General features: G+C 38.8%; 15 protein-coding genes. 11 read left to right on the top strand and 4 right to left on the bottom strand.

Features of this window, described 5'->3' with window-relative positions:
- The first annotated feature begins 7 nt into the window (after positions 1–7).
- The 3 genes from guaA (at position 8) to ACIQXP_RS08175 (ending at position 4,063) form a co-directional block, all read left to right on the top strand.
- Positions 8–1,537: a glutamine-hydrolyzing GMP synthase gene (gene guaA / locus ACIQXP_RS08185; protein ID WP_145860314.1), complete on the top strand. Its 1,530-nt coding sequence runs from the start codon at positions 8–10 to the stop codon at positions 1,535–1,537.
- A gap of 119 nt (positions 1,538–1,656) precedes the next feature.
- Entirely contained in the window at positions 1,657–2,868 is a 1,212-nt protein-coding gene (locus tag ACIQXP_RS08180; RefSeq protein ID WP_387505184.1) for a type 1 periplasmic-binding domain-containing protein, read from the top strand.
- Positions 2,869–2,896: 28 nt separating this feature from the next.
- Positions 2,897–4,063, top strand: a complete 1,167-nt coding sequence (locus ACIQXP_RS08175) for an RsmB/NOP family class I SAM-dependent RNA methyltransferase (protein ID WP_387505183.1) — start codon at positions 2,897–2,899, stop codon at positions 4,061–4,063.
- A 489-nt stretch (positions 4,064–4,552) separates the two neighbouring features.
- On the opposite strand, the gene ACIQXP_RS08170 is transcribed toward ACIQXP_RS08175, so the two are convergent.
- From ACIQXP_RS08170 to ACIQXP_RS08155, 4 genes are all read right to left on the bottom strand, one after another.
- Positions 4,553–5,119: a MarC family protein gene (locus tag ACIQXP_RS08170; RefSeq protein ID WP_029274105.1), complete on the bottom strand. Its 567-nt coding sequence runs from the start codon at positions 5,117–5,119 to the stop codon at positions 4,553–4,555.
- 79 nt (positions 5,120–5,198) lie between these two features.
- The gene (locus tag ACIQXP_RS08165; RefSeq protein WP_387505182.1) at positions 5,199–6,530 is read right to left on the bottom strand and encodes a porin; all 1,332 of its coding nucleotides are present in this window, start codon (positions 6,528–6,530) and stop codon (positions 5,199–5,201) included.
- 99 nt (positions 6,531–6,629) lie between these two features.
- Entirely contained in the window at positions 6,630–8,087 is a 1,458-nt protein-coding gene (locus ACIQXP_RS08160) for an amino acid permease (RefSeq protein WP_387505181.1), read from the bottom strand.
- A gap of 130 nt (positions 8,088–8,217) precedes the next feature.
- A complete protein-coding gene (locus tag ACIQXP_RS08155) occupies positions 8,218–10,464 on the bottom strand; it encodes a sodium-translocating pyrophosphatase (protein WP_387505180.1) in 2,247 nt (748 codons plus the stop codon).
- 315 nt (positions 10,465–10,779) lie between these two features.
- Between ACIQXP_RS08155 and ACIQXP_RS08150 the strand changes: the two genes are divergently transcribed.
- From ACIQXP_RS08150 to mnmL, 8 genes are all read left to right on the top strand, one after another.
- Entirely contained in the window at positions 10,780–12,222 is a 1,443-nt protein-coding gene (locus ACIQXP_RS08150; protein ID WP_387505179.1) for an APC family permease, read from the top strand.
- A 787-nt stretch (positions 12,223–13,009) separates the two neighbouring features.
- A complete protein-coding gene (locus tag ACIQXP_RS08145) occupies positions 13,010–13,579 on the top strand; it encodes a hypothetical protein (protein ID WP_387505178.1) in 570 nt (189 codons plus the stop codon).
- Between the two features lie 5 nt (positions 13,580–13,584).
- Complete coding sequence (locus tag ACIQXP_RS08140; protein WP_387505177.1) at positions 13,585–14,301, top strand: hypothetical protein; 717 nt, start codon at positions 13,585–13,587, stop codon at positions 14,299–14,301.
- A gap of 33 nt (positions 14,302–14,334) precedes the next feature.
- The gene (locus tag ACIQXP_RS08135; protein ID WP_387505176.1) at positions 14,335–16,140 is read left to right on the top strand and encodes a type VI secretion system Vgr family protein; all 1,806 of its coding nucleotides are present in this window, start codon (positions 14,335–14,337) and stop codon (positions 16,138–16,140) included.
- 3 nt (positions 16,141–16,143) lie between these two features.
- Positions 16,144–17,082: a hypothetical protein gene (locus tag ACIQXP_RS08130; RefSeq protein WP_387505175.1), complete on the top strand. Its 939-nt coding sequence runs from the start codon at positions 16,144–16,146 to the stop codon at positions 17,080–17,082.
- Entirely contained in the window at positions 17,079–18,209 is a 1,131-nt protein-coding gene (locus tag ACIQXP_RS08125; protein WP_387505174.1) for a hypothetical protein, read from the top strand. The genes ACIQXP_RS08130 and ACIQXP_RS08125 overlap by 4 nt, the downstream gene beginning before the upstream one ends.
- The gene (locus ACIQXP_RS08120) at positions 18,209–18,787 is read left to right on the top strand and encodes a DUF8188 family protein (RefSeq protein ID WP_387505173.1); all 579 of its coding nucleotides are present in this window, start codon (positions 18,209–18,211) and stop codon (positions 18,785–18,787) included. Before ACIQXP_RS08125 ends, ACIQXP_RS08120 begins: the two co-directional genes overlap by 1 nt.
- A gap of 353 nt (positions 18,788–19,140) precedes the next feature.
- A complete protein-coding gene (gene mnmL / locus ACIQXP_RS08115; protein ID WP_387505172.1) occupies positions 19,141–20,088 on the top strand; it encodes a tRNA modification radical SAM protein MnmL/YtqA in 948 nt (315 codons plus the stop codon).
- The last annotated feature ends 282 nt before the right edge of the window (positions 20,089–20,370 follow it).

Genomic DNA, 20,370 nt, shown 5'->3' with positions numbered 1-20,370 from the left:
TTTGCGGATGCAAGAGAAAATCATTATCGTCGATTTTGGTTCGCAGTTTACACAACTCATTGCCCGTCGGGTTCGCGAACTAAATATTTACTGTGAAATATATCCATACAACAATCTTCCTGAGGTTACACCTGATGTAAAAGGCGTTATCTTTTCGGGTAGCCCTTACTCTGTTCGCCAGGAAGATGCACCTCAGATTGATTTATCAAAATACCATTTAAAATATCCTTTACTGGCTGTTTGTTACGGCGCACAATATATTGCCCAACATTCAGGCGGTAGCGTTCAGCCTTCATCAACGCGCGAATATGGCCGGGCTAACCTGAATTTTGTAAATCAGGAAAACAAATTATTTAAAGGGATCAATATCGGTTCGCAGGTTTGGATGAGCCATGGTGATACCATTACCGATATTCCTGAAAACTTTGAGCTGATAGCAAGTACCGATAGCGTAAGGGTGGCTGCTTACCACATTAAAGATTCTGATACTTATGCCATCCAGTTTCACCCTGAAGTAACGCATAGTATTGACGGAAAAATTCTTTTAGAAAACTTCCTTGTTGATATCTGTGGATGTAGCCAGGACTGGACTTCGGCTGCTTTTGTTGAAACAACTATTGCAGATATTAAAGCCACTGTGGGTGATGATAAAGTTGTTCTGGCACTTTCAGGTGGTGTGGATAGCAGTGTTGCTGCGGTACTTCTGCACAAAGCTATTGGTACAAACCTTCACTGTATCTTTGTTGACAACGGCTTATTGCGCAAAAATGAATATGAAAGTGTTCTAGAACAGTATAAAGATTTTGGCTTAAATATTAAGGGCGTTGATGCGAAAGACAAATTTTTAGGTCAGTTGGCCGGCGTAGAAGATCCTGAAACTAAGCGTAAAATCATTGGCCGTGTATTTATCGAAGTTTTCGATGAAGAATCTCACCTGATCCAGGATGTAAAATGGCTGGCTCAGGGAACTATCTATCCGGATATTATCGAATCAGTATCGGTAAAAGGTCCGTCAGCTACCATTAAATCACACCATAATGTTGGTGGTTTGCCAGATTTTATGAAGCTTAAAGTGGTAGAGCCACTTAAAACGCTGTTCAAAGATGAAGTGAGAAGAGTAGGCACGGCATTAGGTTTAGAATCATTTATTTTAGGTCGACACCCGTTTCCAGGTCCTGGCCTCGGCATTCGCATCATTGGAGAGGTTACTCCTGAGAAAGTGGCCATTTTACAGGATGCTGATAAAATTTATATTGATAATCTGAAAGAAGCGGGTTTGTACGATAAAGTGTGGCAGGCCGGAGCTATATTTCTACCTGTAAGATCAGTAGGGGTAATGGGCGACGAGCGTACCTACGAAAATGTAATTGCTTTACGGGCTGTAGAATCGCTTGATGGCATGACTGCAGATTGGTGTCACCTGCCTTACCCGGTATTGGCTAAAATATCAAACGAAATTATTAATAAAGTTAAGGGAATCAATAGGGTAGTGTACGATATCAGCTCTAAACCACCGGCAACCATTGAATGGGAATAGCCCAGTTTGGAGTTGTTAGTTTTTAGTTTGGAGTTTTTATTCCAAACAATATAAATAATAGGCTTATGCTAGCAAGGTGGAATAAACTTTGCTAGCATATTTTGTTAAAAAAGATAGGTATGAATTTGAAGAAAGTTTATGGGTTGCTGGTTTTGTTTACGATTGTTTTAGGTGCTTGTTCGCCTAAAATCAGGACACCTAAGCCTGAAACCAGTAAGCCGGTCGAAAAAGAAAAACCTACAGATAAAAAACCTCTCAAGAAGTTTTCGCAGGCAAGCGTTTCTCTGCTGGTTCCATTTAAGCTCGACCAGCTTAATTTAAAAACTGCTACAAAGGCTGAGATCGAAAAATATGCGATGCCTATCGATTTCTATCAGGGCTTTAAACTGGGATTGGATTCTGTCGCAGCACAGGGTTTAAACTTTAAACTAAATGTCTTTGATACAGAAGATGATAATGCGCATATATCACTTCTATATAATAATGAACGCTTTAAACAAAGCAACTTAATTATTGGCCCTGTTTTTCCGGAAGGATTAAGATTTATCTCCGCTTATTCCAGAGAAAATAATGCAATTATTGTATCTCCATTAGCGGCATCAGAACCTACTGAATTCAATAATCCCAATTTGGTATCCATTGTAAATAATATAGGATTACATGGAAAAAAGATAGCCACTTATATTGCTAAAAATTACAATCCCGCTAATACGATAGTGGTGTTTATCAACACAAAAAAAACAGAAGACGAGGCTTTTGCAGCACCGATAAGAAGTTATCTTCAAGCCAATAGCAAATTTGTTATACAGGAATATGCATCAGCCTATGCTTTTGAAACAAGGATGATCAAAGGTAAACAATATGCCGTAGTGCTGACTTCTTCCGACCGCGCTTTTGTATTACCAACTGTAGAAAAACTATACAAACTAAAACATCTCCGGACCGGAGGATATAATATCTCGCTTTTTGGTCACCCTAACTGGGTAAAACAGAATTATCCGGCTGATAAATTACAGGATCTGAGCACCATTATCAGTTCTTCTTATAAAATCGACTATAAAAACGGCAATGTGATCACCTTTATCAAAAAGTATCGCTATAAATATGGCTTTGAGCCTGGGGAGTATGCTTTTAAAGGTTTCGATGTTGGTTATTATTTTGGCAGGTTACTGGCAACCCATGGTGAAGATTATCGGGATTATATCGTGAAAGATAAATACAAAGGCTTGCATAATAACTTTTCGTTTATCCTTGATGAAAAATCAGGCTACATTAATACCAGTTTAATGTTATTGAAGTATAAAAACTTTGCACTAAGCCCGGTTGAGTAATCAATAATTTTTCTTTTTAAATTATCGCATGAAAGCAGATCACCAGTTAAGGGCCTTTGAACAAATTTTGAGCAGTTACGATGGAAATTTACCTTTACATCGTTTTCTGCCTGTTTATTTTAAACAGCACAAGCAGATGGGCTCATCAGACAGGAGATGGGCAACAAGATATATCTACAGCTTTTTTAGACTCGGTAAGGCTTTACCATCATTACCTGCTGAAGAAAGGTTAAGTATTGCCGATTTTCTATGCCACGATACGTTAAGCCTGTTAGTAGAAAAGAGCCTGCCAGATTTAAGGGAAAGTATGAATTTGCCATTGGAAGAAAAATTAGCACTGATTAAAGCTAAATATCCGGGCTTTGATGTCGAACAGGCTTATCCTTTTCATAAGGCACTTTCTACCGGCGTTAATAAAAATAATTTTTTTGCATCGTTTTTTAAACAACCAGATCTGTTTATTAGGGTAAAGGCTGAAGATTCAGCAGCAGTGACTGCCAAACTGGAAGCTGAAAGTATAGCTGTTAAAGTAATTACGGATACTGCCCTGGCTTTGCCCAATGGAACCAAGCTTGAAACCATTTTAAAGGAAGGGACTTACCAGGTTCAGGATTTATCATCACAACACACAGGTTTATATTTTAAGCCTAATAAATGGGATAAATGGTGGGATTGTTGCGCAGCTTCAGGTGGAAAAACTCTATTGCTGCACAGTTTGGAGCCGGTAATTGAACTTTTGGTTTCAGATTTGCGGGAGAGCGTGCTCTTAAATCTGGATGAACGTTTCCGCTCGGCAGGAATTAAAAAATACCATAAAAAAGAGCTTGATCTTTTAAAGAACAATGATCAGGTTTTACACCATTACCAGTTTGATGGAATTATTTTGGATGCGCCTTGTACAGGTTCAGGAACATGGGGAAGAACACCTGAGATGCTCACTTTTTTCGAAGAACGTAAGATTGATCAGTTCGCATCGATACAAAAGGGGATTGCCCAAAACGTCGTAAAATACCTTAAACCAGGAAAACCTTTAATTTACATTACCTGTTCAGCTTTTGAAGCCGAAAATGAGGCTGTTGTACAGCATATGATTGATACATTGCCGTTGGAACTGGAAGAAATGGAATTGATAAAAGGCTTTGAAAATAACGCCGATACGATGTTTGTAGCCAGGTTGATTAAGCAAAATGAATAACAGGTCTTTGGATTGTAAGATTGTTAAGATTTGGATGCTTATCGTTCTCTCCATCCTTTCGAGCGGAGTGCAACGCATTCGAGAACCACGAAGCGCTCAGCGAAGCTAAATCTATCTCAGGTTAGATCTCTCCGCTCCACATTGCTGCGGTCGAGGACCACAATTTAAGTATGCTCAAACCAGGATGCAAAATTCCTCTTGACGTACTTAACCGCTTCGATTAAAACGGCTATTGCTCCGATAATCAGGGTATATTCTTCAAAGCTGTTCATTGTGTAAGCTTTATGTTTAGATGAATATACGAAATTATTGTTACAGATTAGTGCGGGAATTGTCAATTGTCTAAATAGACCTTCACTTCCATTGTATTGGACAACCATAAGGATCTTCGAAACGAAATCTTTAATTGCACAGCAATAAATTTCTCCATTTTGCTACCCATGAAGACTAATTAGCTTCAGGCGAAATAACGGCTTAATTGACGGTTTCTTAAAGTCCTGTATTGTTCCTGAACAATTTAATGGCAATGGCCAGTAAAATAACGCCAAAGGCTTTACGTAAAATATTCAGACCAGATTTACCGAAAAGTTTTTCCAGTCTGTTGGTGTTTTTCAATACAAAGTAAACAAACAACATATTGAGTATAATCCCTACTAAAATATTTTGGGTATGGTATTCTGTTTTTAGCGAAAGTAAAGTGGTCATCGTTCCTGCCCCGGCAATCAAAGGAAAAGCCAATGGTACTATGGAAACTGTTTCAGGTGCTTCTTCCTTAAAAATGGTTAAACCCAACACCATTTCCATGGCGATGAAGAAGATAACGAAAGAGCCAGCAATGGCAAAAGATTCAACATCCAAACCGATTACTTTTAAGAGCGACTCGCCAACAAACAAAAATAGGATCATTAGACCTGTTGCTACCAGCGAAGCCTTTTCTGATTCGATATGACCAGCCTTTCTACGGAGTTCGATCACCACTGGTATCGCACCTAAGATATCAATAATCGCAAACAACACCATCGTTGTTGATAGGATCTGGCTTAAGTTGAATGTCATAAAATCAGATTTCATAGCAGCGCAATTTTAAGCAAAGGTAGTGGAATTTGTATCAATTCCTCAATGGTAAGGTGATTTATTAGAAATAGAATTGCGTACGCAAGGTAAGCACGTTATCTTTTCTATCAGCAGTGTAACCCGAAAGCTGAGTGGATTCATTTCTGACGATATCGTAATACAATACTGCTTTAAAGTGTGGGTTAAAATGATGTAAAAAGCCAAAACCAAAAGTGTCAAAACGAACGTCAGCAGGCGAGAGTCCTTTATCGGCAGATATTTCCATGCCTTTAACTTTAGCATTTGGGTCATACCAGTCGTATTTTAGAATGAGCTGGTTATCGGTACTATTTAAAGTTTGTACAAACGTGAGGTAAGCACCATTAAAAGTTCTGGTGTAATAAGGCAAGGCTACCGATTTATTATCAACAGGATAGGTACCTGGTGTGGCCGAGGTAGTTGAAGTGCCGGTTTGTAAGCCCGAAATTACTTCTGCCCTAAGCTCTGATTTCCAGCTTTTGGTTTTTGTGGCCAACTGGATATCTGCACCATAATATCTTCTGGGTGCTACTTTATTAACTGTCGAAGCAGTTGAATCCTTTTCCATTCTCCATTGATCGTTGATCCTGTTCATTTTATAGCTAACAGGCAAACGATGGTTTAAACCGCCTTGGAGTGTACTAATGCCACCTGCAATGGTAAACTGATTAAATGCATAAGTTTTATGGCTTAACCTGAAGATGAAATCTTTGCTATTGTCAAACTCACCAGGACCAGCCAAGCCCTGACCATTATAAATACCGAAATCAAACACCAGATTTTTAAGTGTTGCATCTTTCCATCGTGGATTTAGCGTAAACGTAACCCCCAGGTCACGTTCCGTTTTCATTAAAATCTGCGACATCCGTCCACGCTCCGGTGCTTCCCTGACAGAAGAAGACAGCTGCAGCTCGTTCCCGAAAGGACGGCCTGAAAGGCCAAGCGTTACGGCTAATATTTTCCATTTGTTTTCATAATAACGGCCCCAGAAATCGCGTATGGCTACACCCTGTTCGGTACCATCAAACTGGAGTACAAAATAGGTAGATGGACTACCATCTTCTGTTAACATCATGTAGTCAGCCCGTAATCTGCCCCTTCTCAATCTGAACCGGTTATTGGTGAATTCGCCAAAGTTACCTCCCTGGTATTCTGCCTGTGCCCCATTTGATTGAGCAACCTGAAATTGTGGCTGCAAATATCCACTAAATGATAATGAGCCGTATTTCTTTGATATGATGAGTAAATGATTTACTGTTGTAGAATCCATTACGTCATTAATCGTCCGTTGGGCATGCACCAATGTGGAAATGAATAATAAAAAAGCAGTGATAAAGAGATAAGTGCTTTTAAGTTTAGCAGGATGGCGGTACATTTTGTTAATTTTTTTGCAAAGGTAACTTTATTAACAATTATTTAACACAAAAAAGCCCCGACTTTTGATCGGGGCTTTAATTAAAAAAGATAGTTTTTTTTATAATTCTGGTTTCGGAGGATCAACAGGTTTAACCGTACTACCGCTGTTTCTAAGAACCGAGTTCTTTTTGCCATATAAGAAATAAATTGCTATACCTAATCCCATCCAGATTGCTAACCTGATCCAAGCTTCTAATGGAAGTGATGACATTAAATAAACGCAAACAATGATGCCCATAATCGGCACGAAAGGCACTAATGGCGTTTTGAAAGGACGTGGCCGGTCAGGATCTGTTTTGCGCAATAACATTACACCAATACAAACTAAAGAGAATGCAAACAGGGTACCGATAGAAACCATGTGCCCTAAATCGGTAACCGGAACAAAACCGGCAAAGATGCTTACAAAAAGCATAAAGAAGATATTGGTTTTGAAAGGTGTTCTGAATTTAGAGTGGATAGTGCTGAAGAATTTTGGTAATAGCCCGTCTTTAGACATGGTATAGAATACCCTTGACTGGCCCATTAGCATCACTAATATTACTGAAGTATAACCTGCTAAAATGGCAATGATCAGACCCATTTGCAACCAGCTGTAACCGGTTACTTTAAAAGCTGTAGCAGCAGGAGAGGCATCACCTTTGAAAACGGTGTAAGGTACTAATCCTGTCATTACGTGTGCAAACAATACATATAATATTGTACAAACCACAAGTGATCCTAATATACCAATTGGCATGCCTTTTTGAGGATTTTTAGCTTCCTGAGCAGCTGTAGAAACGGCGTCAAAACCGATAAATGCGAAGAACACCAATGCTGCACCGGCTGCTATACCTGAGATACCAAACTCTCCTTTAACACCTGTGTTTTCAGGAATATAAGGGGTGTGGTTAGCAGGGTTAATGAATTTCCATCCCAGTGCAATGAAAATGATCACTACTGCTACTTTCACAATTACTAAAATGTTATTAAGACTCGCCGATTCTTTGGTACCGCGGATTAACATTAAAGAGAGTAAGGAAACAATTACTACAGCAGGAAGGTTGATTCCTCCTCCATCTACTTCTGCAAATGATTTAGTTAGGTAGAGGGGCATTTCGAGTCCGAACTCGTGCAATAATTTATTAAAGTATCCAGACCAAGAAACACCGACGGTTGCGGCACCTAAAGCATATTCGAGAACCAAATCCCATCCGATAACCCATGCCATAAATTCACCCATGGTAGCATAAGAATAGGTATATGCACTTCCTGCTACCGGTATCATTGATGCAAATTCGGCATAACATAATCCGGCAAAAGCACAGCCAACTGCCGCTAATACAAATGATAAAGTTACAGCAGGTCCGGCATGATCGGCAGCAGCAATACCCGTTAACGAAAATAAACCTGCGCCAATAATAGCCCCAATGCCCAACGCGACGAGGCTTGTACTGCTCAGTGTCCGTTTCAACGTGCCTTCACCGCTTTCAGCAGATTCTGCTATAAGCACATCAATAGGCTTTTTTAGATTCATAAGTTGTTTAGTCTTTTATGTTTGTTGATTTTTATGATAATAAGCAGTAAACCTAAATAAAAATTACCAAAAACAAAAAGGGATTCTGTTAAAATCCCTTTTATGAGTCTTTATATCTATGATTTTACAACTAACGGCTCAATGAATCGGTTGTATTTATCAAAGTGTCTGTTTTTATGTTTCCCAAAGCATCGGTTTTTTGTTCAATCCTGATTTCTTTCCGAACTTCCTGTTTGTGTTCGCCTTCAATTGCCTTAACTGCGATGTAAGGAGCAATAACCAGTGAAACAATAGACATTAATTTAATCAGAATATTCATTGAAGGGCCGGAAGTATCTTTAAAAGGATCACCAACCGTATCTCCTGTTACCGATGCTTTGTGCGGTTCTGACTTTTTGTAGTGCATTTCGCCATTAATCATCACCCCCTGTTCGAAAGATTTCTTGGCATTATCCCAGGCACCACCGGCATTACTCTGGAAAATCCCCATTAATACGCCCGTAACGGTAACGCCGGCCAATAAACCGCCTAAAACTTCAGGTCCAAAGGTAAAGCCTACAATCACCGGGGTAATCAAAGCAATAGCCCCAGGCATCATCATCTCGCGGATAGAGGCTTTGGTAGAAATGGCCACACATTTTTCATATTCAGGTTTTGCTTTGTATTCCATAATGCCAGGTATTTCACGAAACTGGCGGCGTACTTCCTGCACCATATCCATTGCGGCTTTACCAACTGCCTGGATACACAGAGCAGAAAAAATGAAAGGAATCATTCCTCCAACAAATAAACCTGCCAGCACAGGTGCTTTATAAATATCGATCGCAGTTATGCCGGCAATACCAACAAAGGCAGCGAATAAAGCTAATGAGGTAAGTGCAGCCGAAGCAATGGCAAAACCTTTACCTGTTGCTGCGGTGGTATTACCTACAGCATCTAAATTATCAGTGCGTTCGCGTACCTCAGGAGGTAATTGACTCATTTCTGCTATACCACCTGCATTATCCGCAATCGGCCCGAAAGCATCAATAGCCAGTTGCATAGCTGTAGTGGCCATCATTCCGGCTGCAGCAATGGCAACGCCATATAAACCTGCAAAATGATAGGAAGCCATAATTCCTCCGGCCAGCACCAGAATAGGAATTACAGTAGATTTCATTCCAACAGATAAACCTGCAATAATATTGGTAGCATGTCCCGTAGACGATTGTTGGATAATCGAGTTTACAGGCCCTTTGCCCATCGCCGTAAAATATTCGGTCACAACACTCATAATCGTTCCGACTACTAAGCCTACTATAATGGCATAAAAAACATTGATGCTTGAGAATTCGTATCCACGCAAATTAAGCGTTTCAGGCAACATCCATTTCACGATAAAGAATGAAGCTACAGCAGTGATGACAATCGATGACCAGTTACCTAGGTTCAATGCATTCTGAACATTTGATTTTTCATCCTTGATCGTGACGAACCAGGTTCCAATGATCGAAAATATAATACCCAGCCCACAAATCACCATCGGTAACAGAATAGGAGACATTCCACCAAAATTATCGGTTACATTAATTTCCTGGCCCAAAACCATAGTAGCTAAAATGGTGGCTACGTAGGAGCCGAATAAATCTGCCCCCATACCGGCAACATCACCTACGTTATCGCCCACGTTATCGGCAATGGTAGCGGGGTTGCGCACATCATCTTCAGGGATACCAGCCTCCACCTTACCCACTAAATCGGCACCAACATCGGCAGCTTTGGTATAGATACCACCGCCGACACGTGCAAACAGCGCAATGGATTCAGCGCCTAAAGAAAATCCGGTTAAAACCTCTATCGCAGTTTTCATTTCGGCACTGTTAACCGAAACCACATTAAAATGCTTAAGAAATATAATGAATAGGCCGCCTAAGCCTAAAACAGCCAAGCCGGCAACGCCCAAGCCCATTACTGTACCTCCGGTAAATGAGACTTTCAGGGCTTTTTTTAAACTCGTCCGGGCCGCCTGTGTGGTTCTTACATTGGCTTTGGTAGCCGATTTCATACCGATATAACCTGCTGTAGCAGAAAATACCGCTCCAATAATAAAAGAGATAGAAATAATCCAGCTCGAATGCATCGGGATGCCTTTAATCTCGGTAATGGTTCCCGAATAAGCCAGAAGCGCAGCCGTAAAAACAGCAAAAATACTCAATACCTTCCATTCAGCTTTTAAAAATGCCATGGCACCATCGGCTATATGGCCCGCAAGTTCCTGCATGTTCTTGTCACCCGCGTCTTGCTTGTTTACCCAGGCACTTTTAATCATCATAACTATAATGCCAACAAGGCCCAGCGCCGGAATACAGTAAATTAAATTGTTTTGTAAAAAGTTCATAGTTAATAACTGGTTTTTATATTTGGTTAGTGTTTACTTATTGATCAACTGTTTGAATCTGTTAAATGTTTAAGCTGTTTTATTTAGAATAGGCACCTGCTCTAAAATCCACAAATGGCTAATCCGTTAATGTCTTCAAACTTAGAACTACATACTTCTGGCTTATTTATAGCAAGTTAATAAAATATTCTTCTAGTGATTAAAATTTTCATGGCCAGCGTAAATAAAATTTTATTCAATTAAAATAATACAGGCGAAGCGCGCCTAATTTCTTTTTTTTAAATAAATTAGCCACCGACTAAACCAAACTAAAAGATGAAAATGGAAAAAGAAGGTGGATCCGCTAAAAGAAAGTTAAGCCTTTTTGATGCCACAATGCTGGTAATGGGCTCGATGATTGGTAGCGGTATCTTTATCGTAAGTGCCGATATCATGAGAAATTTAGGCTCTGGTTATTGGTTAATTGTGGTATGGATCATAACAGGAATAATGACAGTTGCAGCCGCAATTTCTTATGGAGAGCTTTCTTCTATGTTTCCTAAAGCAGGCGGACAATACACTTACCTGAAAGAGATATTTGGTAAAATGATGGGGTTCCTTTATGGTTGGGGTCTTTTTACCGTAATCCAAACGGGTACAATTGCCGCAGTAGCGGTAGCTTTTGGTAAATTTACGGCCTACCTGATTCCCGCTTTAAACGATGCTGATCCGATTTTCCAAGCCGGGAGTTATAAAATTACCTGGATCCAGATCTTAGCCATTGGTGTGATCCTGCTGTTAACTTATATCAATACAAAAGGTGTTGAGGGTGGCAAGATACTGCAGAATATTTTTACAGGTTCTAAAATTGTTGCTTTGATCGGTCTGATTATTTTAGGTTTTCTTTTGGTGAAAAATAGTTTTTGGTCTGGAAATATGAGCTTTGGATGGAATGCTTTCAATAACCTGGAAACAGATCCAGGCGGTAATTTCCTGAAATCGGGATGGGAATCTATTTCAGGAATGACCATAATGGGTGGCATTGCAGCAGCAATGGTAGGCTCGGTATTTTCGAGTGTGGCCTGGGAAAACGTAACTTTTGTTTCCGGAGAAATCGAAAACCCTAAAAAAAATGTGGTACGTTCAATGGTTTTGGGTACATCTGCGGTAATGATTCTTTATATACTGGTTAATTTTATTTACCTTAATACCTTAGACAGAGATAGTATTGCTTTCGCCCTTAATGATCGGGTTGCGGTTGCCGCTTCAGAGCAAATTTTTGGTAGTGGTGCGGGTACAATAATTATTGCGTTGCTGGTGATGATTTCTACTTTCGGTTGTGTTAACGGAATCGTATTGGCGGGAGCACGGGTGTTTCAGACCATGGCACAAGACGGTATGTTTTTTAAGGCAGCACTTAAAAACAATAAAAATGGTGTTCCAGAAAGGTCGTTATGGATGCAAGGCATTTGGGCAGCAGTTTTATGCTTAAGCGGTCAGTACGGCAATCTATTAGATATGATTTCTTTTGTGATCGTGCTTTTTTACATGATCACCGTTTTCGGTGTCATTTACTTAAGGATAAAAAAACCTGGAATCGAAAGACCTTACAAAACCTGGTTATATCCAGTCACGCCAATTATTTACCTTTTAATCGGCGCAGCATTTTGTATCCTGCTTTTAATTTATAAACAACAATATACCTGGCCAGGACTTATCATTGTTTTGCTGGGAGTTCCTGTTTATTTTCTGATCAATAAAAAAGAACAAAAGGATTAGCGTTCAGTTTGCGAATGCTATAGCTATCGAACTCGTTTTAAAGGTAGCTACAGCATTTTGATTGTCTTGTAGCTACTATATAGGCAGTATCTTAATCGCCGAGAAATCCTGAAACAAATTGCCATTCACAGCATCCCTTTAAAAAAGTTGTTATTATAAGGAGGAACGACGAAGCAATCCATCATGCTTTGATCCTTGTTATAAAGATTGCTTTCCTGAAAATCGGAAAAGGCTATCGCATGAACAAGCCTTCCTGCAATAATGATGCTTTTTGAACGGTTTGTTCCCATTAATGCTAGCCTAAGCATAAACTGTATCATCTTGTATACTTATAGTGGCAAAACTGCATATTAGCGTTGGGTGTTGGTAAAAAAATAAGCAATCATATTAACCTTTATGATTAGTTTAAAACCATCTTCAGTATATATATTCATTTATTTTTCTCTTTTTAGATTTTCCTTAGTGGTTGTTAATGAGTCTTATGACTTTCAATTGGCCTGATATTTGGTTGATGAGATTGTAGCCCGGCGCTGCACTAATCAAATTTTAACCTTTAAATTTTAAAACTATGGCTTTCAAAGCTGGCTTAAATTTTTCAGGCAAAAGGTACCAGGTACTTCAGTATGCCCACATATTACAACTTAATATAGATTTCCCCCCGTGCTGCGCTTCTAACTGCCCCAGGAAAAGGAATATATAAACTTTAATCAATCAGGCTCAAGGATTACGAAAATTCTGTATCCCTGTCTTCAATATTTACATTATTTCTTCAACATAAATTAGTTAAATGAAAATGATTCGCTTATCTGTTCGCCTTTATTCATTTCTTGTTTTAACTGCTGCAATAGTTTGGTGTTTTTCAGGCTGTAGTGGAGGTGATCAAAAGCCAGATCAACAAAAAGGCCATAAGTTGGTAGAGAAAGCCAGTTCTACCGAAAATTTTCTTGCTTACACAGATGCTTTAACCAAATTGCCTTTAAGCAAATTTAACAGTCTGGGTATTGTTACAACTAACAAAGCATTTGCCCATAAATTGCCCATCAGCATTTACAAAGGTGAAGCGATTGGGCATGATAGCATCATCGTCCATCCCTATAAAAATAGTGAAGTGGCTAACATTAAAGCAGCGATTAGATTATTGGTAGCTCAGTCGATTACAGATTCCTTAACCATAGGAGATTTTACCAGGTACTTTGGGGATATCAAAAAAGAAAAACCGTTGATCGGCAATACCGAAACGCCGCTACCGGTTGAAATTACTGTTGATGCCAATACCGCACTAAAATTAACGTTTAATAGTAATAAAAAGTTAGCGCTTGCCCATGTCACCATGGTTGAGGTTTTAAAATATAGATAATAGCAATGAATACGCTCGTAAAAATTAAGGAATATGATGCGCATGGCGGACCATCAAACGTTAAAATGGGAGATGATGGCCATGCACAAACCTCTACAACTACGGGTAGGTTTGTGATCAAAAGTATAGAAAAACATGTGAGTTATGGAAAATATGCCGAATGGTCAGGAATAGCATGGGGTACCGAAGTTAAAATAAATGGAGACGTTGTGATGGTGAAACATATGGGTACCTGGAAAAAGTTAACTGATGTAAACGCAGCATGGGGTAAATATAAAAACGATCAGAAAGGCGTCAAAAATTTTATTCTTAAATACCAGCGTGATCTTTACCCCAAATCACCTATTCCAACAAAATGGTTTTTTAATGATTTTGGGCATGTATCGGTTAAATATTTTAAAGACCTGAACAATGACCGTAAAATGAATGGTAAGGAATATATTATGGGCGATTTTATCCACACTACGCCGCCTGATGAAGCAGCAACCGCTGCGGGTTTGCCTTTTCTATTGTCAGAATCACATGGTTGCATCCATGTTAGGCCTAAGGATATTGATACCATGATCGGCAATGGTTATTTAAAAAAAGGCAATACTATTGAAGTGCACCCCTATACGAAAAAGGTTATAGACGCATCTTTTAAGAGAAATGCATCGGGTACGCAATTTGAAGTGCATTTCTACCCTGGCCTTTATAAAATTGCAGTTTATAGAACAATGTAGCCAAGAATGCTACTGCAACAGTAATATGATATTATGGAAAATAAACTTATCGTAGAAATCAGTATAGAAGATGCAGCGATTGCTCATTTTGCTTCTTTTAATCTGCTACAAGCTTTTAACCAGCACCATTATTTTGAGCTTCATTTTAATCACGATCAACTAGGTGCACCTGGTTTGATCAGTTTAGACGATAGTCGCGATTTTGTAGGCAAAACCTTAACTGCTTCATTTGGCTATTCGCCAGAAAACCTTCAGCATTTTGCAGGATTGGTTACAAAAGTGGAACTCTCGCAAAGTCATGGTTACCATGGAATACTTATTGTAAGTGGCTATAGTCCTACCATATTAATAGACCGGGGACCAGATTTGGGTTCATATCTGGATAAAGACCTTGATACCATTATTAAGCTGGCTACGAATGATACGCCAGCTAACGACCTCACCATAGTAAGCAATGCCTCAAGAAAAGCACCCATTGATTACCTGATACAGTACCGCGAAAGTGATTTCGAGTTTCTGAACCGTTTATCTGGCGAGTATCATGAGTGGTTTTACTATGATGGTAAGCAGCTTAATTTTGGTAAACCGGACAAGCAAAAAGAAGTATCGCTTTTTTATGGTCGTGATGTATTCAACCTGCAGTATGCGATGGAGGTTTCGCCCATCAAATATAAACGCTTTGCTTATAATCCGAAACAGGATGAAATGCTTCACAGTGAAAGCACAGGAAAAGCCGACGGAAATCCAGATCTGGCACATGCCATCAAGGCATCAAATACGATGTACAGTAAAACCTTTAATCAGCCCTCTCTAATTAGGGTTGATAACAGCAGCGATATCAAAAGCCATGTAGAAAACGAAGAGAAAGCGCAAATCAGCGAACTATTAAAAATTAATGCCAGTGGCGATAATGCACAGCTTAGTATCGGTAGTATTGCTGAGATTACCATGAGTATCAGGAAAGAGCTTGCTTTTGCAACAGAGAGCCTGGGTAAATTTTTGATTACCAACATCAATCACCAGATAGATGGTACGGGTAAATACAGCAATAGTTTTGAAGGTTTAGTGGCCACCACCGAGCGTATAATGGTTAAAAATTACCAAAAGCCACAATCAGACATGCAACTGGCCGATGTAATTGATAATGATGATCCGCAAGGGCAGGGCAGGGTGAAAGTTAAATTTAAATGGGAGTGCCAAACAAACGATCCTACTGAATGGCTGAGGGTCGTAAGCCCTAATGCCGGTAGTGGTGATACCGGGAAGAACAGAGGTTTTCATGTTATACCGGAAAAAGGCGACCAGGTAGTTATTGCCTTTGAAGAGGGGAACGTGGCGAGGCCGGTGGTAATGGGGAGTGTGTACCACGGTAACAGTGGAGATAGCAGTGGCTTTAAAAACAGCAATACCAAAGGGCTTACTTCGAGAAAGGGAAGTAGTTTAAGTTTTGATGACCTTAACCATGCATTAAATCTTGGTACCAATGCGGCAAATTTCGTTAAAATAGAAAACGGTCCGGGATCAATTACCGCGCAATCTGCTGAGACAATTGTGATTAAAACCGGTCAAAGTAGCATCACCTTAAAAAACGATGGAACGATTGATATTATTGGTAAAGTGATTAATATTCAGGGTACGGAAAAAATTAATGCCAATGCGAGTGAAAAACCAGGTACAGCGGTGAATATTGGTACAGTTGCAACAACCGGGGTAAATGTAGGTAGCAAAACTTATAATTTGGAATCGCAGGATGCTATTGTAGTATGTTCTGATGCCACCATTTCTCAAACTTCGGGAAGTGAACAAAAAATAACAGGTAGTCCAGTTAAAATTAATTAAAATATGAGCAGATTTAAATTTTTTGATGAGGATGAGCCTGTCCATTTAGAAAATAAAGTTGATGTAAAGATTGATGAGGTAATTGATAATGAGCAGGCTGAGCCAATTATCTTGAAGTATCGTTGCGAACAAACTGTTGCGACTAAATTTAATAACGTGATTACTAACCATGCAACCACAAAGCGTGAGTTTCATGTTAAAAATAAGATTAAAAATGGGGATTTAGTTGTAGAGGTTTTGCTTTTCGATAATATTATTCAGATAAATCCTTCTAATCTTTCTGAAGCAATGGACTTGTTTTCATCTTTGGATCTCATTAAGTGTAATGTAACTGTACGTGTTGATAGTGAGACAGGGAAAATAAACAAGATATTAAACTACGAGGAAGTGCTAAAAAATTGGGAAAGCTTTAAAAACAATATCAAAGAGCGATATTCTTTTTTAAGATCTGGCAATGCTGAGATTGAGCTTCAAAAATTTATTTATTTAGCAGAAGCGCAAATTAGAGACGAAAAACTTCTCATTGAAGATATACATACAAAGCTATTTTTTGATCTTTTTTTCGATAGGTATCTGGTAAATCTGTCTGAAGTTTACAAACCTTACACTTTAAATTACAATTCTCAGCTTTTTGAAGGCGTTTCGGTTCCTCTACATGTTTCTTCAGAAATTGTTTTTGAAAAACCTGAGTTTGTTGAACTTAAAAAACAAAGTAAAATTGATCTTAAAGAAATTGATACTAACACTATAAAAAAGCAATATCATCAGAAATTTCAGCCCATTGTTGGATATAAGTTTTCTAGTTATGACTTTCAATACCAGGTAAGGCAAGTTATTAATACAGATTTGTCGTTGATTGAAGAAGCTGATGTTTTTTTGGCTGAAGAAGTTAAAAACAATGTTGAAATTGTTGTAGATTATAAATTAAGGAGGATAGAATGAGTTATTCTTATGTGCATGAGGGTGCCAATGTTATCTGTACCAATATGACTAATGGGAAACCTCTTCAAATAGGTATTACGAGGGTCTCCACGGTAATATTATCAAGCAAAAAAGCGCCGTTACTAAATATCGATGATAAAAAAATTAGTGATACTTTTTCGTGTAAAGTTGCAGGTAAATTTTGGGGTGGCCTGCAGATTTTAACGGCAGTAATTGCCGTAGCTGCACTTGCCGTTGCAACAGTAGCAACCGGTGGGCTGGCATTGGTGGCGGCAGGGGTGATGTTTGCGGCTGCGGCAACAAGTATCGGCGCTGGAGTGACTGGCTTGTATAAGATGGCGCACGATTGTGATGCTACTTTAGAAGGAAAGTGGATGCTGCCCCATGGAGGGGTTGAAATTGATAAAAAACAAGCTTTACTTAATCAATCATTGATGAACTGCCCTAAGGGAGGTGTGGTTTCTATTATTATAGATCCGGTTATTGCAATGGCAGCCGCAAAAGAAATTACCAGTAACAATAATGCTGAAGTTGCCGCCCATTTTACTTCTCAGGCAATAATCGGTGTAATTACTGCTGCTACAGCTTTTACACCCATAGGCTTATTGGTGGCAGCACCTATTGCCGTGTATGGTTATGTAGATGGCGAAAATAGTAAGGAAGAAGCGGCAAAAAAAAATCTGCCCATCTGGAGATGGAGTGATGTAGGCGAAAGTGCAAAAACAGAGGGCTTATTCAATCAGCCTATAGGGGCTGTTGGCGCTGTTGTCGAAAATGGAGTAAACTTAACACGTACCAATCAACAAATTACCCGCGAGATGATGGAATTTAATACCCAGGCCGCGATGAGAGAAGCAGCTGGTGACGCGGCTGGTGCTGCCAATTCCAGATTAGCGGCCGATATTGCATCTAGATCTTATCCTTCAACAAGTTCATCACTAGTGGGAAAGGATTTTTTTAAAGGCTTAGTAAAAGGGATTGCTGGTGCTATTGCAAATTATTTGATCGATAGAGGATCTGATAGTTATGAAGCTGCGAAGGCTAATGATTCGGCAATAGCCTCTCGAATGGCTAATTTTAATGATGATACTAAAAATATTAATGTAGTTGCAGATAATCCATCATAATGAATAAACAAATATCACAAGCCTTCGGATGGCTCATTGGAGTTTTGATCGCGTTTCCAATAATTATTTTTGGCATTAACTACCTTTTTAAAAAGAAGGAAAATAATTCAAAGAAGGCTATTCCGCGCTATATTGAAAAATGTAAAGAATTTAAAATTCAATTTCCAGATAAATTGGAATTTAGGGATACTCAATATAGAACCTCATTAATGTCTCCTCCTCAAAAGATCTATAAAATTTTTTTCAAAGATGAGTCTACTGATAAGTATATTGAAATAACATTTTTTAATTATCCTGAAGAGAAAGGCATGGCTTTTCCTTCTGCTTTGAGAGATAAAGAGACCTTAATGACTGTTAATGAGGATGATTTAAATAACCCCGAATATGGAACCAAAGAAAATCCTATACCTGTTTTTAAAGTAAGGGAGAATTTGCCGGATTCAGTTAGTAAAAAAAGAGGACAAGAAAATGGTTGGAATGTTGATATTACCGATAAACAATTTAAATATAATGTAGAGCAGTATCTAACCTACATTATGCCGAAAGAAGAATTTCAAAAACGTTTTGGAGATCAATAATTGCCTACTGGAGATGAGTTTTTTGTGCCATCCAGAATAGTTTAGTAAATGTTGATAAGAGATCTACCTACATTATGCCGAAAGAAGAATTTAAACGACGTTTTGAAAACTGATGAACAAACATTGACAAGCTTTGGAGGTGATGTATTTTGCTAATCCTAAGCTATTTAAGATAAGTTGCATTTACACGCCGGTCTGAATACGAGTTGAAAATAAATATGATCTGTTCGACGATCACAACACAACCGCCTGCAAAGCTGTTGAGCCCCTAACCGCTCTCACATCTCAAATCTCACATCTCATATCTCAAAACTCACTCCACGTCTCAAGCAAAAAGCGTATTTTTGTAAACAATGGGAACACTAGTAGATTCAGGGATAAAGGGTTATAAAAATTACGGGACTTATCTGCGTGAAAAGTATAAGGGGCAGCGCGTATTTAAGGTGATCGTTGATGGTGGCTTTACCTGCCCAAACCGGGATGGGAGTAAAGGCTTTGGGGGGTGCACATATTGTAATGTAGATTCTTTTACACCAGAGCCTTCGCGTCAAAATCCAAATATTAAAGATCAGCTGGCCGAAGGGATGTTAAGGGCTAAAACTTCTTATAAGGCAGATAAATACATTGTTTATTTTCAGCCGAATACCAACACCTACGCGCCGGTGCATTATCTGAAGATGATGTATGATGAGGCGTTATCCGTTAATACCGAAGATATTGTGGGGTTTGCAGTAGGTACCCGTCCTGATTGTATCGATGCCGAAAAAGTGGCACTGTTGGAAAGTTATACCGATCGTTTCGATGTAGACTTAGAAATGGGTATGGAATCTATCTATGATGAAACCCTGGATCAGATCAACAGGGGCTGCAGTCATGGTGAATTCGTGGCTGCGGTAGAACTTTTAAAAGACAGTAAACTCGATCTGTGCGTACATACCATTTTCGGTTTCCCATGGGAGACGAGAGAACAGATGTATGGTTATATTCACGAAATTAACCGTTTTCCCCAGATTAAGTTTGTAAAGTTCCACCATCTTCATGTTGTAGAAGGTTCTATAATGGGCGCTAAGTATAAGAAAGAACCCTTCAAATTGTTTTCGCTAGAAGAGTATACTGATTTACTTTGTGAGTTAATCCCCTTATTGCGTCCGGATATTGTGATTCAACGCCTGTTTGGCATTTCAGATTGGGATTTATTAATTGCACCCAACTGGGGGCTTAATAAATCAGCAATTCAGACTTATATGGACAAAGAAATCGAAAAAAGAGGGGTTGTTCAGGGCTCTGCTTATTGTTTGTGAAATTAATATTTTGTAGATGATTTTTTATTAAAACCCATGAATTTTCATGGGTTTTTCTGTTTTAGTTGAATTTTTTAGTTTGTTTTTGATGTATTTTAGCTAAAATAATGTCAGGTTAGGTTAATATTCGATTTTATTTTTATTAAAAACGTATGTTAAAAATAGATGTATTTTTCGTTATTTTTATTTTAAACGTTTCTTTTTGTGTTGTTTTATAAAAATTTCTATTTTTTATTAAAAAAATTAAACTAAATGGCTTAAAAAATGCAATATGTTGTATTT

Origin of the sequence: Pedobacter suwonensis, from assembly GCF_044762335.1 — a bacterium.
Lineage (GTDB): Bacteria > Bacteroidota > Bacteroidia > Sphingobacteriales > Sphingobacteriaceae > Pedobacter.
This window is presented reverse-complemented; position numbering and strand designations above follow the sequence as displayed.

Bases quoted from the DNA above. Each gene is read 5' to 3' on its own strand.
- ACIQXP_RS08130 (WP_387505175.1), top strand. From the start codon at position 16,144: ATGAGCAGATTTAAATTTTTTGATGAGGATGAGCCTGTCCATTTAGAA.
- ACIQXP_RS08160 (WP_387505181.1), bottom strand. From the start codon at position 8,087: ATGAATCTAAAAAAGCCTATTGATGTGCTTATAGCAGAATCTGCTGAA.
- ACIQXP_RS08150 (WP_387505179.1), top strand. From the start codon at position 10,780: ATGAAAATGGAAAAAGAAGGTGGATCCGCTAAAAGAAAGTTAAGCCTT.
- ACIQXP_RS08180 (WP_387505184.1), top strand. From the start codon at position 1,657: ATGAATTTGAAGAAAGTTTATGGGTTGCTGGTTTTGTTTACGATTGTT.
- ACIQXP_RS08170 (WP_029274105.1), bottom strand. From the start codon at position 5,119: ATGACATTCAACTTAAGCCAGATCCTATCAACAACGATGGTGTTGTTT.
- ACIQXP_RS08155 (WP_387505180.1), bottom strand. From the start codon at position 10,464: ATGAACTTTTTACAAAACAATTTAATTTACTGTATTCCGGCGCTGGGC.
- ACIQXP_RS08145 (WP_387505178.1), top strand. From the start codon at position 13,010: ATGAAAATGATTCGCTTATCTGTTCGCCTTTATTCATTTCTTGTTTTA.
- ACIQXP_RS08165 (WP_387505182.1), bottom strand. From the start codon at position 6,530: ATGTACCGCCATCCTGCTAAACTTAAAAGCACTTATCTCTTTATCACT.
- ACIQXP_RS08135 (WP_387505176.1), top strand. From the start codon at position 14,335: ATGGAAAATAAACTTATCGTAGAAATCAGTATAGAAGATGCAGCGATT.
- guaA (WP_145860314.1), top strand. From the start codon at position 8: ATGCAAGAGAAAATCATTATCGTCGATTTTGGTTCGCAGTTTACACAA.
- ACIQXP_RS08120 (WP_387505173.1), top strand. From the start codon at position 18,209: ATGAATAAACAAATATCACAAGCCTTCGGATGGCTCATTGGAGTTTTG.
- mnmL (WP_387505172.1), top strand. From the start codon at position 19,141: ATGGGAACACTAGTAGATTCAGGGATAAAGGGTTATAAAAATTACGGG.
- ACIQXP_RS08140 (WP_387505177.1), top strand. From the start codon at position 13,585: ATGAATACGCTCGTAAAAATTAAGGAATATGATGCGCATGGCGGACCA.
- ACIQXP_RS08125 (WP_387505174.1), top strand. From the start codon at position 17,079: ATGAGTTATTCTTATGTGCATGAGGGTGCCAATGTTATCTGTACCAAT.
- ACIQXP_RS08175 (WP_387505183.1), top strand. From the start codon at position 2,897: ATGAAAGCAGATCACCAGTTAAGGGCCTTTGAACAAATTTTGAGCAGT.